The sequence below is a fragment of the Pontibacter sp. SGAir0037 genome (genome assembly GCF_005491705.1).
Classification (GTDB): Bacteria; Bacteroidota; Bacteroidia; order Cytophagales; family Hymenobacteraceae; genus Pontibacter.
Genome location: NZ_CP028092.1, coordinates 2,323,600 through 2,339,459, shown reverse-complemented (window position 1 = coordinate 2,339,459; position 15,860 = coordinate 2,323,600). Strand labels below are relative to the sequence as shown.

Sequence of the window (15,860 nt, the reverse complement as noted above, 5' to 3'; positions counted from 1 at the left end):
TGAAGGCTGGGTGGGTAACTATAAAAAGCGGTATTTCATTTTTCTGCCAGCTAAATGTAGCAACTCAGGCATTCTGAAGAATATGGTTTCGGTAGCTTCCAACTAAATCTGAAAGTCTAATTCTTCGTTTGAGCTGTCGTCAATTAATTCTGAAATTGCTTCGAGGTTAGTTAAAAAAGTATTATCCAGTATATCGGCAGTAGCATCTCTTACTTTTTTCATGACAATACGAATTTCGCACCTGGCTTCGTCTATACATTCATCGCATTTGCGATAGTAAAGCTGACTTACACAAGGGATCGGAGCCAATGGGCCGTCGATTGCTCTGATAATATTTCCCATGGAGATTTCTGAAGGTTGTTTAGCCAGGTAATAGCCTCCATTCTTGCCTCTTACACTATGTAAAATTCCATTGGTCTTAAGATCAACTAAAATTGCTTCAAGAAATTTACGAGGTATGCGCTCTTTCTCAGATATATCAGAAATAATTACTAATCCTTTTTCGTACTGTTTGGTGAGATATAAAAGTGCTTTAAGGGCGTATTTTGCTTTTTTAGAAAGCATAGAATATTTATCTGTTTTTTTCCAAAGTTACTCTTTTAAAAGATAAAGTTAAAGCATAAAGTTCCGTTGTGCTGGAGCTGCAAATTCAATGGCTACTAATAAACGGAAACTGTGATCATAAACCAGAGTCTTATCTATGCACGTACTTTCGCTTTTATGCAAGAAGTATATTAATTTTATAATTGAAGTGAGAAACAATTGGTATGAGAGATTAGCCCTGAACTCCTCATTCATATTTTCTGCTTAAAATGATGAATATTATCTTCACACATGGAAAATCTGTTACTTGTATTGCTGGTGCTTCTGGCGGCTTCTCTTACAGCTGCAATGGTGCTATGGCGCAAAAACAGGAAACTGGCAAAGGCCGCCAGTGAAACAGAGCTAAGATTTAAGCAGTTAGAGGAAAGTGTTAACCGGCTCCAGATGGAGAGCCTGCAGTTTAAGCTGAGTCCGCACCTGTTCAAAAACATCCTGAATTCTGTGCAGTCGCATGCGTATCAGACCTATTATGCGCTGGATAAGCTGGCCAATGTGCTCGATTATATCTTGTATGAAAGCGATAAGCAGTATGTTACTCTGAAAGAGGAACTGGAGTTTGCGGCAAGTTTAATCGAGATAAACCGGTTAAAAGTGAGCCCGCTAATGGACCTGAAGATAAAGAACCGCATAGATGAAAGCAGCAGATTGTATTTACAGCCTGTGCTGCCCCCGCTTATCACAGTCGACCTGATTGAAAATGCTTTCAAACATGCTGACTTAACCAGTTCTGATGCGTTTATAGCGGTCGTATTTGAATTGAAGGATACCACCTTCTCTCTTACAGTTTCAAATAAGATCAAAGCAAGGCCGGCACTCAGAAAAAACAAAAGCGGCTTTGGCAACGAGAGTTTGAGAACGCGCCTCGAAGCCTTCTATAAAGGCAACTATACTTTGGAGCAAGTATCTGAAAACAATGTTTTTATCGCTCACCTAAAAATTAACCTCCTTGGAAACAAAGTTAAAGTGCCTCTTGCTGGATGATGAATTGCCAGGGCTCACGTACCTGCGCATGCTTTGTGAGAAACTACCCCAGGTTGAGGTGGTGAAAGCATTCAACTCCCCCGAACGATTTCTGGAAGAATATCAGCAGCTGGATTTCGATTTTTCTATAGTAGATATCGAGATGCCCGGCTTCAGTGGTTTGGAGGTGGCCCAGCTCCTGAAAGAGAAGCCGGTCATTATTTGTACCGCTTACAAAGAATATGCAGCCGAAGCTTTTGAACTGGAAGCAATAGACTATATTGTTAAGCCTATCAGACAGGAGCGCTTGCTTCGGGCAATAGAGAAAGTTAGTCGCTACCTAAAGCCACTACAAACAAGCAAAGACTTTGTACAGCTGAACACCAACAAAGGGAAAGCATTGATTTTCTTTGAGAGGCTGCAGCGCATTACCTCCAGTGAGCAGGATAAGAGAGACAAAATTGCTTTTTTAAATAACGGGGAGGTGGTGGTGCTTAAAAATGTTTCGTTTGACTACCTGTTGTCTGTGCTTCCGTCAAAAGACTTTTGCCGCATCAGCAAGAAAGATATTATTGCCTTAAAAGCAGTACAGTTCTTTAACTTCGACGAGGTGACTCTAACCCTGAAGGACCATAACCAGGTATCTGTTGTGCTGAACATAGGGGACAGCTACCGCCATCATTTCATAGCACTGCTGCAAGCCTGACAAGCTGTTACAGAATAACAGCTGCTTGTTACATTTTTAGCATAATTGGGTACATCTCTTTCGCGCTAATAAGTTAATTCTGTAGCTTTAGTATTCACTAGATGAAGCGGAGGCTATGATACCAACCATAACAGGCAATTTACGGGAACATTCCATCACATTCCGGAACTAATAAAGACCTTATTATACCACCTACCACGGCAGAGCTCGTGAAGAACATCATGCAGACATATCCGAGGGAAAGTTAACTATTAAATTATGCAAGCGGTAGCAGTTAAACCACCAAAGAAGCGGGGCATTCGAAACACCTTGTTTTATGTGCTCGTGATAGGCTTTTTTTCAGTGCTGATGTACTGGATTGTACTACAGGGCAGCGCTTTAGAGGCTGCTAAAGGCGCAGCCGCTGCGGGTGCTGCCGAAGCCAGTACCTGGGAGCAGTTTCAGGATACCCTCAGCCATAACCTGAAGCACCCACTTGCTATCTTGTTGGTGCAGATTATTGTTATAATCTTAACAGCCAGGTTTTTCGGGTTTCTTTTTAGCAAAATCGGGCAGCCTACAGTCATAGGGGAGATAGTAGCAGGTATTTTCCTGGGACCATCGTTGCTGGGCTGGCTGTTTCCGGTATTTTCTCAAGCTCTCTTCCCGGAGCAGTCGCTGGGCAATCTGCAGTTCTTAAGCCAGATCGGCCTTATCCTGTTTATGTTTGTAGTCGGTATGGAGCTCGATTTAAAGGTGCTCAGAACCAAAGCTCACGATGCACTTGTGATCAGCCACGCCAGTATTATCATTCCGTTCGCCCTGGGCACTGGCTTAGCCTATTTCATCTATGTTTCCTATGCCCCAGCCCATATAGACTTTCTTTCTTTTACGCTGTTTATCGGAATAGCCATGAGTATAACGGCCTTTCCTGTACTTGCCCGCATTGTGCAGGAGCGTGGTATTTCCAAAACAAGGCTTGGAACGGTGGTAATTACCTGTGCAGCAGCCGACGACATCACCGCCTGGTGTATTCTGGCAGCAGTTATTGCCATTGTAAAAGCCGGATCATTTGAAAGCTCTATCTATACCATAGCTCTGGCTGTTAGCTATGTGTTTTTAATGCTAAAGCTGGTGCAGCCTTTCCTGAAACGGCTGGGCAACATCTACTCTAACAGAGAGACCCTGGGCAAACCCATTGTGGCCGTATTTTTCCTGGTGCTGCTACTGTCGGCCTATGCTACGGAAGTTATTGGTATACACGCGCTTTTTGGTGCTTTTATGGCAGGTGTGATGATGCCTGATAACATACGGTTTCGTAATATTTTCATTGAAAAAATAGAAGATATCGCCTTAGTGCTGCTGTTGCCCTTGTTCTTCGTTTTTACAGGACTCCGCACCCAGATAGGCCTGCTAAACAGCAGCGAGCTTTGGCTTACCTGCGGGTTAATAATACTGGTAGCCACCACCGGTAAATTAGCAGGAAGTGCCTTGGCGGCCCGTTTTATGGGGCAAAGCTGGCGCGAAAGCCTTATTATTGGTAGCCTGATGAACACCAGGGGGCTAATGGAACTGGTGGTGCTGAATATAGGCTACGACTTAGGAGTTTTGTCTCCTGAAATATTCGCGATGATGGTGATTATGGCCCTGGTTACTACTTTTCTGACAGGTCCGGCACTGGATCTGATAAACAAAGTCTTGCCCGCTGCCAAACCGCTTTCACCTTTCTCTGAGCAGGTAACCGTAAAAGGCAAGTTTAACATTTTACTTTCTTTCGGAAATCCCGAGAGTGGAAGAGTTATGCTGCAACTGGCGCATAGCCTCACCAGGAGAGCAACTGACAATGCCACCATTACTGCGCTGCATTTATCTCCGAGCGAAGAAGTGCATTTGTTTGAAGAGCGGGAAATGGAGCGGATAAGCTTTTCGCCTGTCTTATCCGAGGCGGAACGATTGAATATTGCTGTCAGCACGCTGTTTAAGCCTTCGCAGGATATCAGCAAAGAAATTATTGATACCGCCAACAGAGGCGATTTCGACCTGATGCTGATCGGAATGGGACAATCAGTGTTTCAGAATACGCTTTTGGGTAAAATATTGGGTGTTTCTACACGCATTATCAACCCAGAGAAGTTGCTGGAAACCTTAACCGGCCGGGAAAAATTATTTGCAGAGGCAGTACTCGACGATCGTGTGCGGCAGATTACCAAAGCAACCAAAATTCCGGTGGGCATCCTGATCGAGAAAAAACTGAAAAAGATAGATGCCGTTTTTATTCCTGTTTTTTCCAGAAAAGATATTTTCCTGCTGCAGTATGCCCAGAAACTGATCAAAAACAACGATTCTGGCGTGGTAATTCTGGATGCTATGGGTGAAATTGAGCAGTCGATTGATTTTAAAGAGGCAATACGTGCTATTGAGCTGGTTGCCCCGGGAAATATCGCCCTGTATAATGATAAGAATATACATCGCCAGTTTCTGTACCAGCAGGACCTGATGCTTATCAGCCTGTCGAGCTGGAAGCAACTGGTGAGAACACAGAGCAATTGGTTGCGCTATGCTCCATCTGTGCTGATTCTGAAAAGTTAGCGTTTGTGCATGGGCAGCGGGGCGAAAAAATGGTTTAGCGGCCCGTTGCCCTGCCCGGTTTTTACATCCTTCCCCTGATCGATGGCCTGATAAACATATTCTCTTGCTTTCCTGACAGCAAGCGGCAGTTCGTTCCCTAAAGCAATATAGGCTGCAATGGCGGAGGAGAGTGTGCAACCGGTGCCGTGGGTATTGCCCGATAAGATGGCTTCCGATTCAAATACTTCTTCATGGCCGTTCTGGTGCAGGTATACATCGTAAAGACGATGGCTCTTTAAGTGCCCGCCTTTCAATAATACAGCCCGGCAGCCGGTCTCCAGAAGCAGTCGGGCACCCTTTTTCATCGCTTCTAAGCTGAGGATAGAGGTTCCGGTTATAAGTTCAGCCTCATCCAGGTTCGGAGTTATTAGTTCGGCCAAAGGGAAAAGCCTGTTCTTTAATATACTAACAGTATTGTCGTTTGTTAAGTGATGGCCGCTGCTGGCTACCAGCACAGGATCGATTATAAGAGGTAAGTTGTATTGCTGCAGCTGGCTGGCTATTGTTTCTACCAGGCCGGCACCGGGCACCATCCCTATTTTTATAGCGGTGGGTTGCATATCATCGAGTACTGCAGCTATCTGAGCCTGCACAATAGCTGCGGGTACAGCATGTACAGCTGATACACCACAAGTGTTCTGCGCCGTGATGGCTGTAATAGCAGAGGTGCCAAAGCAACCCAAAGCCGAAAACGTTTTCAAGTCTGCCTGAATGCCGGCCCCACCGCCGCTATCAGATCCGGCAATGGAAAGTACAGTAGGGTATTGGAGCATTGTCATTTATTTCACCACCGACACAGGTTGTTTATTTTCGTCGATAGCCACGAGTGTAAACTCTCCGCTTATAGCTTTTTCTCTTTGCTCGGAGTACATCTGCTCTATAAAAATATCAACGTGCACTTTTATGCTGCTATTGCCAACTTTTGCCACTGTGCCCACTAACTCTATAATAGTGCCTGCCGGAATAGGCCTTGTGAAGTCGATTTTGTCGCTGCTGACAGTTACCATGCGCTGCCTGCTGAAACGCGTGGCCGCAATAAAGGCTACTTCATCCATCAGTTGCATGGCCGTGCCGCCAAACAGGGTGTCGTAGTGATTAGTTGTATTGGGAAATACCGCTTTAAAAATGCGTGTTTCCGAACGTTGGATTCTCTCTTCTATAGTCATTTCGTTTTCAGCTGCAGCTATGCAGAACCTTTACTTGTCTTAATAGAAACAGGCAGTCTGTCCCATGCGGCGAAAGTATAAAATATACTGCGTACATAAAACCAGGCAGCAGAAATAGGTTGGTACGCAGGCGGCTTCATGCTGAATAATGGTTCATGTATAAAAGTGAAACTAGCATCATTTATAAATCATTATTTCTTCTTTTTAAACTGAAGTAGCAGTAGCTGGTACACTGCTGATAGTCTGTTAAACATTGATATTGCTGCTCCGTAGTAATAAAGGCAGGTGCTGATTACCTAAAATTCTAGCTCCCTTATATAAAACTCTTACCAGGTATTTTATCAGTTTGTGCTGATGATGATAGCTTTATATCATTGAAATAAAAAAGCAGATGTATTAACTATTTATTAAGCCAAAGATTATCATACTATGAGCAGCATCTTGTATAACGGAAACGAAAAAGAAGGATCTTTTTGGGGGGGAAGTGGGGCAGACAAAAGAAATGAAACATTACTATTCATGAAAAAAGCAGGTTTATTACTGGTAGTAGCCCTTGTCTCTGCCATCATGGCCATTGCAGGGTACAGGTATGTAGATGAATTGCAATCCGGAAACCCAACCCCTCAGGGTAATACAGCATTAGGATTTACCGACGATAATAGAACCAGAAGCAGTGTGGCTGCCGAAAACCCGAGTTTTGTAAATGCCGCATCTGCAGTATCACCTGCTGTGGTGCACATCAAAACAGTTTACGCTTCCTCGGCAGGCCGGTCCCGGAATCCATTAGAAGAACTGTTCGGAACTCCTCAGTCCAATGCTCCGGCAAGAGGCTCCGGCTCCGGTGTCATTATCTCTTCGGATGGCTACATTGTCACCAATAACCACGTTATCGAAAATGCCTCTCAAATTGAAATCGTGCTTCCGGACAGGCGGTATTTTAATGCTAAACTGATAGGAAGGGACCCGAGCACAGACCTCGCTCTGGTAAAGGTAGAAGGGAATAACCTGCCGGTAGTTGAACTGGGGAACTCCGATAATGTGCAGATAGGGGAGTGGGTATTGGCTGTTGGTTATCCGCTGTCGCTCAACTCAACTGTTACAGCCGGTATTGTAAGTGCCAAAGGGCGAAGCATTGGCATTCTGAACCAGCCAAGCCAGCGCAACAGCATGGGCAACCAGGAGGTGGCGCCTGGTACAGCAATAGAATCCTTTATTCAGACGGATGCAGCTATAAACCCGGGCAACAGTGGAGGTGCGTTGGTAAATGCCAATGGGCAACTGATAGGTATAAATGCCGCCATAGCTTCACAAACCGGCAGTTATGCAGGCTATGGTTTTGCTATTCCGGCTAACCTGGTTCGAAAAGTGGTGGCAGACATAAGAGAGTTTGGTGAAGTGAAAAGAGGTTACCTGGGAATCAGCTTCCCGGCCCCGGCTGTGGAAGACGAAATACTAAGACAGCAGGGCATCGAGCCTTCATCGGTAAAAGGGGTGTATGTAACGGGTGTGCAGAGTGGCAGTGGTGCAGCCGCCGCAGGTTTAAAAACCGGGGACATTATTCAGCGTGTGGATGGGGCTGTGGTGAACTCTTCCGCCGAGTTCTCAGAAAGGGTTGCCAGGCATCGGCCTGGTGATAAGCTGGAGCTGACATACCTGCGCAACGGCCGTAAAAACAATACCAGTGTAACCCTGAAAGGAGCCGAGTCTGCTAACGCCATTGCAGGTGACAACAGTGGCGCCGGAGGTGGCTTGCACGCAAAGCTGGGAGCTACTTTTGCCCCTGTGCCTGAATCGTACAGAAGACGTTACGGCCTGAATGCCGGGGTGGTGGTAACAGAACTGCAAAGAGGCGGTTTTTTTGATGCGGCAGGTATACCTGAAGGTACTATTATTGTGAGCGTGAATGGCAGACGTGTAAACAGTGTGGCAGAACTGGATGCAGCCCTTGCGATCTCAAGAAGCGGCATGGCCCGCATAGATGGCGTAACGCCGGACGGAACTGGCTTTGTGTTTAATTTCCCGTTAGGAGCATAAAACGTACTTAAAACCAGTTAGCGAAGCAGTTAATAATAAAGGCGGGTTAATTTCCCGCCTTTATTATTAATTTTAGTGTGATAGGTAGTAGATGAACTCGCCCAGGCTTTTGCCGCTCCTGTAAATACAGTAAGCTGCCAGCACAAACAGTACTGTCCGGGTGTATTTATTCTGTAGGATGTAAGGTAGTAAATGCATAAGGATTTCTTCGCAGTGAAATTATCAGTTAGCGTATACTTCCTTTTTCTCTTCTTCTTTATCCCACTCTTCTGCATTTTTTATGTGGAGCTTTTTAGGGCTGAATACAGGATCTTTGCCAGCTTTTAACTGCGCGTGATAATCTTTTAAAGCCCGGATGGCGGGCTTATGCAGAAACAGGATAGCTACCACATTCAGCCATGCCATTACTCCCACGCCAATGTCTCCCAATACCCAGGCCGACTCGGCTGTTTTAACAGAGCCATAAAAGGTAGCAGCCAGGATCAGGAGCCTTAATGCCCAGAGGGCAATTTTATTGCCTTTATTGCTCAGGTAGCTCAGGTTTGTTTCGGCAATGTAGTAGTAGGCCATTATGGTGGTAAAGGCAAACAGCAGCAGCGAAATAGCAACAAACCCGCTCCCCAGGGTTGGGAAGTAGGTATTGACTGCCTGTTGGGTATAAGCTGGGCCAATGGCGATACCTGGTAGGTTCTCTACTATAAAACCGCCTTCGGGATTCTGCACATTGTATTGTCCTGTAAAAAGTATCATGAAGGCGGTAGCCGTACAAACTAGCAGTGTATCTACATAAACCGAAAACGCCTGCACAAGTCCCTGCTTCACCGGGTGGCTGACTTCTGCAGCGGCAGCGGCATGGGGTGCAGTACCCTGGCCAGCTTCGTTTGAATAAATACCGCGTTTTACACCCCAGGCAATAGCCATTCCGAAAACACCTGCAAAGGCTGGCTCGGCATCGAAAGCAGAACGGATAATCAGGCTTAGTACATCCGGAATCTCCGTAACATTAAGTGCTATGATAACCAGGGTCATCAGGATATAAGCGCCTGCCATAAACGGAACGGCAATTTCTGCAACTTTTCCGATACGTTTAACACCTCCAAAAATAATCAGGGCCAGCAAAACGGTAATGGCTCCGCCTGTTATTTCTACAGGCACATTAAATGCTGCATTTATACCGGAAGCTATACTGTTGCTCTGTACGCCAGGTAAAAATAAAGCCATACTCACGATGGTTGCCACTGCAAAAACAACGGCATACCATTTCATGCCTAAACCTTTTTCAATGTAATAGGCAGGGCCGCCGCGGTACTCCCCATCTTTTACCTGTTTATAAATCTGCCCTAAGGTGGCTTCTACAAAAGCAGATGCACTGCCCAGAAAAGCAATCACCCACATCCAGAAAACTGCTCCGGGACCGCCCATGGCAATAGCAGTGGCCACACCGGCAATGTTCCCAGTGCCAACCCGGCCTGCAATGGCAATGGAGAATGCCTGGAATGAACTTACACCCTTTTCTGATGCCTCGCCTTTGAAAAGCAGCCGGAGCATTTCGCGCAGGTAACGCAATTGTAAAAAACGTGTTATGATAGAAAAATAAATACCTGCGCCCAGGCAAAGAATAATAAGCGCATTGCTCCAGACAATGTCGTTGATCGAGTTAATAAAGTTCTCCATGTTATAAATTCAGACCGGGAAGGAAAGCCCTATGATGAAAAAAATTCTGCTTTTAATGATGAGACAGTTCTTTAGTCTTATAAAGAAAAGAAAATTTTAGCAGAAATGCGGCAAAAAGTGTCAGATAGTAACCAAGTAGCAAAGGCAGTTACTCTTTAAAAGCCTCTGCCTGTTAGTTTGGGCTTGTTTGTTTAAAGGTCTTATAAATATTCCACTATAAGGTTTTTAAATAGAAGCTGCTTGTACGATGTTATTCTGTTGTAGCTTTCTCTAACCTAAAAAACATTCTGGAGATAGGTATAAGCATCATTCCGGCTATGGCAAAAGCAACAAAGGAAACTTTTAAGCTAAAGGCATGGGCCAGGTAACCAATCATGGGTGGGCCAATAAGCATGCCTACAATACCAAAGGTAGTAACAAGTGAAATGGCTATACCAGGAGAGTAGGTTTTAGAGGAACCCGCCAGCAGGTAAGTCATGGGTATAACGGAGGCTGTGCCGAAACCTACCAACGAGAAACCGATCATAGCCGGCCAGAAGCTCGGAAAGAAAATAGCCAGGCTGATGCCTGAGAAGATGAGCGAAGCACTGATGATATAGGTGGTTTGCATCCCGATCTTATCAATAATGCGATCTGAAATGAAGCGGGAAAGGGCCATAAAGGTCATGAAAATAAAGTAGCCGGCAGTAAACACTTCTTCTTTTATCACCTGCTGAAAGTACACGCCACTCCAGTCGAACATGCCTCCTTCACAAACCGCTGCAAAAAATACTAGCAGGCCCAGGTACAGAATATAAGGGTCGGGCTTGCCGAATGCCAGTTTATTGCCTGTGCTGGACCGGTCGCCGCGGAGCATGTATCTGTAGGCCACTGTAACAGCTATCAACGAAATGGTAGAAACAGTTACCAGGTGTGGCACAATGGGAATGTTGAGAGAAATCAGAAGCGTAGAAAAGCCCACACCCACAATACCGCCTGTGCTCCAGAGCCCATGAAACGAACCGTTTATCTTTTGAGCAAACTGCTTTTGCAAGGTAATAGCCTGTGTGTTCATGGATATATTGAAAATGCGCATGGTTAAGGCAAACACAAACAATGCGGCCACCAGGGCAGCCGGGCTATTGGCCAGAGCTATAAAAGAAAGGCAGATGGAGTTACACAAAAAAGCAATCGTTAAAGGAATGCGGGTTTCCAGTTTAGTGACCAGCCAACCTGAAATAGGCAAGCCGATCATCGAACTGATGGGCATAGTGAGCAGGACAGTGCCTAACTCTGCTTCATTCAGCTCTAAAGCTGCTTTTATGGTAGGTATGCGGGATGCCCAGCTGGCAAAATTAAATCCTGATAAAAAGAAAAATGCACCAAGTGCAAAACGCTGCTTATTCTTTAGCTCCATTTTATATAAATGCTGGCGCAAATATGCATAAATTAAATTCCCTGGCTTTAATTAATTCCGGATGCTTTGTTTTAGTGGCTTTTACATTTGTTATCTTAAACTAAAGCACAACCAGGAGTTCAAAAGAGTAAATACATAAAAAATATTTTGGGGTATCTTCCATTGCTCCTGCACCAGTTTCAGGTTCTGTTTCATTTACTACTGTAACAGGGTATAGTTGCAGGGCTTAATACTGATTCTACAGGTGTTAATGCGGACATACCTGAGGGTGTTCATTAAAACTGTTATCCTTCAAGTTACCAGTTATGACAAGAATCATTTATTTAGTTGGCGTTGCTCATGTTTATTGGTTCTGAGTTGCAATACTTTTGTTTAAAGCAAAACGGTACTGCCGATTGCCTTAAAATAATTGTTCATTCCTAAACTTTCAGATCATGAAAACTTTACTGGTTCCTGTAGATTTTACTGATAATGCCTTACGTTCTCTTGAGTTTGCCATTGAAATAGCAAGAATTGCAAATGCAAGCGTGTTAACCTGCCACATTTATGAGTTATCTGCTGTTACACCTGGTCTGGCTGAAATAGTCAGAAAAGAGTTCAGGTTGGAAGAACAGGCTAAAATGAACAGCTTTCTGAATCGTGTCGATTATAAGGGAGTAGCTGTGAAGACACTGCTCAGAGAGGGCGACACTGTGAGCGAGATATGCAGCATAATAGCAGAAAAAGAGATTGCTTTGGTTGTGATGGGAACAGGTGGAGGAAAGAGCCTTGTGAAAAAGGTTTTTGGCACCACCGCTCAGGCCATTGCTAAAAAAGGACTCTGCCCTGTACTGGTTATTCCGGCCAAAGCAGAGATAAAAGCAATAGAAAGCATTGTGTATGCCGCAGACTTTGAGAATGGTGACGAAGTTAGCACCAGCCAACTGCTAAAACTAAAAGAGCTGTTTCAGGCATCTTTAATTTTTCTGCACATAGAAAGCGAGAAGCAGCCTAACTACATCGACAACGAGTACATTAAAGCAAACCTGCAGGCCAACTTCCCGAATGAGACCTTCGAGTTTGTAGAAATAAAAAATAGAAATGTTGCACAAGGCATTGCTGATTATGTGCAGCAGCATAACACCAGTCTGCTTGCTTTTACTGTACTGGGTAAGCAGTTGTGGGAGCGGGTATTGTATGGAAGCGTTACCAGTAAACTCCTGCAGAATCTGAATATCCCGATGCTGGCACTCCCTGAAAACGGCATCTTCCTGGATCTGAAAAAACAGAATACAGCAGAGCTGGAAGAAACTGTTTAAAGCGATGCAGGTTTATTTGGGTACAAACCAGAACACCAGCTCGTAAAGCTGATGTTCTGGTTTATGGGTTCTCACAGGCTGGTTTATATTTGTATGTCCTTCAGAAAAGCTACTATAGGCTGGTAGACATGCTGGGGGTAAGTGTAAAGGGCGAAATGATCACCGGGAACTTCCTGCACCTGCTGGTCCGGATATTTGACAATAGTGTCTGCCCTGGCATGAATGCGAAGGTCTGGCTCAACATATATTGTCTCGTGTATAGGGTTCAGGATAAGGCGAAGCTGGTTATTTACATTGTTTTTATTTCCCTTTATCAGTCGCTCAAAAACAGAAGCAAAAACAGGTGCTGAAGGTGTATTTTTATAGTTTTTCCTGAGCAGGTAGTTTTTGGTGAAACGGTTAAAAAGCAAGCCTTTTTTAGTGAGCCAGTAAGCTAACTCTTTGTTTGTGCCGTGCTTTACAACCTTTTGGCTTTCTGTCCAGGAAGATACCTGCACAACTGGGCAGTAAACAAGGTGCTTTATGTGTAAAGCTACCCAACCTCCGGTAGAGTGCCCTATAAGAACATCATCCGGCCGGATAGCGAACCATTTAACAAGCTCCTTTGCATACAGCAGGGCGTTTAACTCTGGGCGGGGCTGGTTCCCGAGTAATACCCACGGGTTCAGGTATATTTTTTTACCGGACAGGTGTGGGGCTATCTTATCAAAGATGGCTTCGTCTTCTCCGAAGCCTGGTATCAGAAATATACGCATATAATTAATTCTTTTGTCCGAACACTTTATACTATACTTTTACAGTTGCCTGAGTGCAGGCAATCAGCTAAAAACAGCTTTGCGTTTTATTTCTTTTCGTCGGAAAGCGCTTTAGCGGCATCCACTGCCGATTTCAAACTGCCGGAAGCATTCAAGTTTATTTTGCTGTTCTGCAGTATATCAGATTCAGAAATCAGCTCTGTGTTCAGTTGAAAATTATACTGCACATCATCGCCTTTACGGATAAGATCAATCAGGTTCTTGCCCATTTCCTTAAAGTTTACCTCGGCTGGTATGCTGATAGTTGTGGAACTCTTGGGCGGGATATTCACAGTGCCGGGTTTACTGCCATCCACCGATTCATTGTCTTCCAGCTGAACAGAATAAGACATATCCCGAAAGCCGAGGGCAAAGGCATTTTTGTTTCTGATCACAATATCTGTTTTTAAAGTGGCGCCTGAAAAGCTGAGGTTTTCCACGCCGATATCCGCCACTTCAAGTTTGAGAGGGTATATGAGGGGCAGGCGCTTTTCTATGTCTATGTTAAGTTTGTCTTTTGGAATAACCGCCATATCAGAAAAAATGGTTGCGTGTATTTTATAGTTGACGCTATCCCGGCCCTGCTCCTCGTAAGTGTTAAAAATACGCTGCAACTTGTTAAAGTAAAGTGTCAGGGGTAAAGAAAAGCTGGTGCTGTCGCTGGCCTCAATCTGCAGGGAGTCTGGATAGGTTGTTCGGGCTACCTCATTATCTTCTATATAGATGATGTAGTGCAGGCTGTCGATCCTGATGCCAACTGGAGCAGGATTGTCAATAATCATGCTCATCTGCATGTCTGCCTTTTCGCCTGTAAGGTTAGTAATCTGTATGTTGGCCACCCGCAACTCCGGTACCACATAGTCTGCTATACTTTTATCAGACTTTTTGAATCGAACAATTGCGTAGATAATACCCGCCAGCACAATTAGCCCTATCAGTAGGGATACAATTTTTTTGGTACTCATGTCTTTGTGAAATTAAGTGTGCGTCATGAATTGTATGTGCGGGTATACATACAGAACCATCTGCTCTTTCTGAAGCAGATGGTGAGGGAGTAGCTTCGGGAGTTGGCCCAACTATGATACGGTACTAACCTTATCTTAGCCGGATTGCTTTACCAATTGTATATGATAAGGCTTTTTGTTTGTTGCGTAGTAATTAGTATACAAGCGTAAAACACCTGTTAGGGCACGTTGGTGCAGGGTGTAGCGTCCCTTCAACTATAAAAGAATGTTTCTTGTAGCCGGGTTGTTATTGCTGCCAGCCTCCTCCCAGGGAACGATACAGGTCGATCAGGGCCAGGAAAATTTCTTTGCGGGTATTGGCTTTGCTTAACTCTGCTTCCAGCACACTGCCCTGGGCTGTAATTACCTCCAGGTAAGAAGCATAACCTGCCATAAACAGATCATTGGAAGTGCTTACGGCACTGGTCAGTACTTCTGCTTCCTCTTCGCGTAAGGCATACACGTTTTTATAGTTTTCTACCTTCTGCAGATTAGAGGCTACTTCCTGGTAGGCAGTCAGGATATGTTTCTGATAGTTGTAAAAGGCTTCTTTATTGATGGCAGAGCTGCGGGCAAAATCCGCTCTGATCTGTCCGTTCATGAAGATGGGGGCTGTAATGCCTCCTAAAAAACCGAGCACCAGCGATTCCGGTGTGTTGAAGATAGCAGGAAGGCTACGGGTATGTACGCCGGCATAAGGCGTAATCGTAAAGGAAGGGAGAAATGCGGCTCTGGCCGATTCAACGTCGGCATCTGCTGCCAATAGCTCCAGTTCAGCCTGTTGTATGTCTGGTCTCCGGAGCAATAAATCAGAAGGCACACCCGCACTGATCACCTTCGGCAGATGCTGCAGCAAAATAGACTCTCCTCTGGTAATAGGTTGCGGATACCTGCCGAGCACCAGGTTGAGCTGGTTTTCTACTTCTATGATCTGTTGCCGCTTTTCCAGACCAAGGCTCCTGGTACGCAAAAGCTGCGCATGAAACTGCTGCACAGCCAGCTCGGTGGCACGGCCGCCTATTTTCTGTATTTTAATAATTTCAAGAGCATTTTCCTGAAGCGCTATATTTTTTTCGATAGCCTCCAGCTCATTGTCGAGGCCCAGCAAATCGTAGTAGAGCTGAGCTACTTCGGCAACCAGGGTAGTGGTAAGAAGTTGCTGCCCTTTTTCAGAAGCCATAAAGCGTGCAAAGGCAGCCTTGCGCCGGTTCTTCAGTTTTCCCCAAAGGTCAATTTCCCAGGTGCTTTGCAATCCGAGAAAGTAGTTTTCGGTTTGGGTAACAGTATTCCGGTCGCCATTGATGGTACCGTTTAGCAGGTTGTTATAGATATTGCCCGATCTGGACCTGAAACGTGCGTCTACAGATGGTAGCATAGCGCCACGGGCAATGGCAAGGTCGGCACGGGCTACTTCGATGCGCTGTACCGCAGCCAGCAGGTCGGGGTTGTTCTTTAAAGCTGTATCGATCAGCGAGAGCAGGTGTTTATCCTCAAAAAAATCTTTCCAGTGAATATTGCCGATGCTGGTAGTATCTGTATTGCCGTTAAACGAAGCAGGCATCTGCGACAGTGACGGAAGTGGCGGCTTTTCCGCCACTTTGCAGCTGCTGATAAAGCA

The 15,860-nt window shown here is 45.1% G+C and carries 13 protein-coding genes; 5 read left to right on the top strand and 8 right to left on the bottom strand.

Annotated features, from left to right (window positions below; genetic code table 11):
* Positions 1-102: 102 nt before the first annotated feature.
* Positions 103-564, bottom strand: coding sequence for an Rrf2 family transcriptional regulator (locus tag C1N53_RS09465; protein WP_137759073.1), 462 nt, complete (start codon positions 562-564; stop codon positions 103-105).
* A gap of 270 nt (positions 565-834) precedes the next feature.
* Here C1N53_RS09465 and C1N53_RS09460 point away from each other — a divergent pair, with 270 nt between their 5' ends.
* From C1N53_RS09460 to C1N53_RS09450, 3 genes are all read left to right on the top strand, one after another.
* Positions 835-1,584: a sensor histidine kinase gene (locus C1N53_RS09460; protein WP_137759072.1), complete on the top strand. Its 750-nt coding sequence runs from the start codon at positions 835-837 to the stop codon at positions 1,582-1,584.
* Complete coding sequence (locus tag C1N53_RS09455) at positions 1,550-2,269, top strand: LytTR family DNA-binding domain-containing protein (RefSeq protein ID WP_137759071.1); 720 nt, start codon at positions 1,550-1,552, stop codon at positions 2,267-2,269. Before C1N53_RS09460 ends, C1N53_RS09455 begins: the two co-directional genes overlap by 35 nt.
* 258 nt (positions 2,270-2,527) lie before the next feature.
* Positions 2,528-4,837 (top strand): cation:proton antiporter, encoded by a 2,310-nt coding sequence (locus C1N53_RS09450; RefSeq protein WP_137759070.1) that lies wholly within the window; start codon positions 2,528-2,530, stop codon positions 4,835-4,837.
* Here the strand turns inward: C1N53_RS09450 and thiD are convergent.
* The gene (thiD, locus tag C1N53_RS09445; RefSeq protein ID WP_137759069.1) at positions 4,834-5,655 is read right to left on the bottom strand and encodes a bifunctional hydroxymethylpyrimidine kinase/phosphomethylpyrimidine kinase; all 822 of its coding nucleotides are present in this window, start codon (positions 5,653-5,655) and stop codon (positions 4,834-4,836) included. The two genes, C1N53_RS09450 and thiD, sit on opposite strands and share 4 nt — an antisense overlap.
* The gene (locus C1N53_RS09440; RefSeq protein WP_137759068.1) at positions 5,656-6,042 is read right to left on the bottom strand and encodes an acyl-CoA thioesterase; all 387 of its coding nucleotides are present in this window, start codon (positions 6,040-6,042) and stop codon (positions 5,656-5,658) included.
* A 429-nt stretch (positions 6,043-6,471) separates the two neighbouring features.
* Between C1N53_RS09440 and C1N53_RS09435 the strand changes: the two genes are divergently transcribed.
* Entirely contained in the window at positions 6,472-8,076 is a 1,605-nt protein-coding gene (locus tag C1N53_RS09435; protein ID WP_240773442.1) for a trypsin-like peptidase domain-containing protein, read from the top strand.
* A gap of 222 nt (positions 8,077-8,298) precedes the next feature.
* Here the strand turns inward: C1N53_RS09435 and C1N53_RS09430 are convergent, their stop codons facing one another.
* Both C1N53_RS09430 and C1N53_RS09425 read right to left on the bottom strand, forming a co-directional pair.
* Entirely contained in the window at positions 8,299-9,750 is a 1,452-nt protein-coding gene (locus C1N53_RS09430; RefSeq protein ID WP_137759067.1) for a sodium:alanine symporter family protein, read from the bottom strand.
* A gap of 250 nt (positions 9,751-10,000) precedes the next feature.
* Positions 10,001-11,146: an MFS transporter gene (locus C1N53_RS09425; RefSeq protein WP_137759066.1), complete on the bottom strand. Its 1,146-nt coding sequence runs from the start codon at positions 11,144-11,146 to the stop codon at positions 10,001-10,003.
* A 434-nt stretch (positions 11,147-11,580) separates the two neighbouring features.
* Here C1N53_RS09425 and C1N53_RS09420 point away from each other — a divergent pair, with 434 nt between their 5' ends.
* The gene (locus C1N53_RS09420) at positions 11,581-12,444 is read left to right on the top strand and encodes a universal stress protein (RefSeq protein WP_137759065.1); all 864 of its coding nucleotides are present in this window, start codon (positions 11,581-11,583) and stop codon (positions 12,442-12,444) included.
* A gap of 83 nt (positions 12,445-12,527) precedes the next feature.
* Here the strand turns inward: C1N53_RS09420 and C1N53_RS09415 are convergent, their stop codons facing one another.
* From C1N53_RS09415 to C1N53_RS09405, 3 genes are all read right to left on the bottom strand, one after another.
* Entirely contained in the window at positions 12,528-13,199 is a 672-nt protein-coding gene (locus C1N53_RS09415; RefSeq protein ID WP_137759064.1) for an alpha/beta hydrolase, read from the bottom strand.
* Positions 13,200-13,285: 86 nt separating this feature from the next.
* On the bottom strand, positions 13,286-14,203 hold the full coding sequence (locus C1N53_RS09410; protein WP_137759063.1) for an LEA type 2 family protein: 918 nt from the start codon (positions 14,201-14,203) through the stop codon (positions 13,286-13,288).
* A gap of 286 nt (positions 14,204-14,489) precedes the next feature.
* Positions 14,490-15,839 carry a TolC family protein gene (locus C1N53_RS09405; RefSeq protein ID WP_240773441.1) on the bottom strand — a complete coding sequence of 450 codons (1,350 nt, stop codon included), beginning with the start codon at positions 15,837-15,839 and terminating at the stop codon, positions 14,490-14,492.
* Positions 15,840-15,860: the final 21 nt, after the last annotated feature.

Coding starts and splice junctions, on each gene's coding strand:
- C1N53_RS09465 (WP_137759073.1), bottom strand. CDS start 564: ATGCTTTCTAAAAAAGCAAAATACGCCCTTAAAGCACTTTTATATCTC.
- C1N53_RS09460 (WP_137759072.1), top strand. CDS start 835: ATGGAAAATCTGTTACTTGTATTGCTGGTGCTTCTGGCGGCTTCTCTT.
- C1N53_RS09450 (WP_137759070.1), top strand. CDS start 2,528: ATGCAAGCGGTAGCAGTTAAACCACCAAAGAAGCGGGGCATTCGAAAC.
- thiD (WP_137759069.1), bottom strand. CDS start 5,655: ATGACAATGCTCCAATACCCTACTGTACTTTCCATTGCCGGATCTGAT.
- C1N53_RS09440 (WP_137759068.1), bottom strand. CDS start 6,042: ATGACTATAGAAGAGAGAATCCAACGTTCGGAAACACGCATTTTTAAA.
- C1N53_RS09435 (WP_240773442.1), top strand. CDS start 6,472: ATGAGCAGCATCTTGTATAACGGAAACGAAAAAGAAGGATCTTTTTGG.
- C1N53_RS09430 (WP_137759067.1), bottom strand. CDS start 9,750: ATGGAGAACTTTATTAACTCGATCAACGACATTGTCTGGAGCAATGCG.
- C1N53_RS09425 (WP_137759066.1), bottom strand. CDS start 11,146: ATGGAGCTAAAGAATAAGCAGCGTTTTGCACTTGGTGCATTTTTCTTT.
- C1N53_RS09420 (WP_137759065.1), top strand. CDS start 11,581: ATGAAAACTTTACTGGTTCCTGTAGATTTTACTGATAATGCCTTACGT.
- C1N53_RS09415 (WP_137759064.1), bottom strand. CDS start 13,199: ATGCGTATATTTCTGATACCAGGCTTCGGAGAAGACGAAGCCATCTTT.
- C1N53_RS09410 (WP_137759063.1), bottom strand. CDS start 14,203: ATGAGTACCAAAAAAATTGTATCCCTACTGATAGGGCTAATTGTGCTG.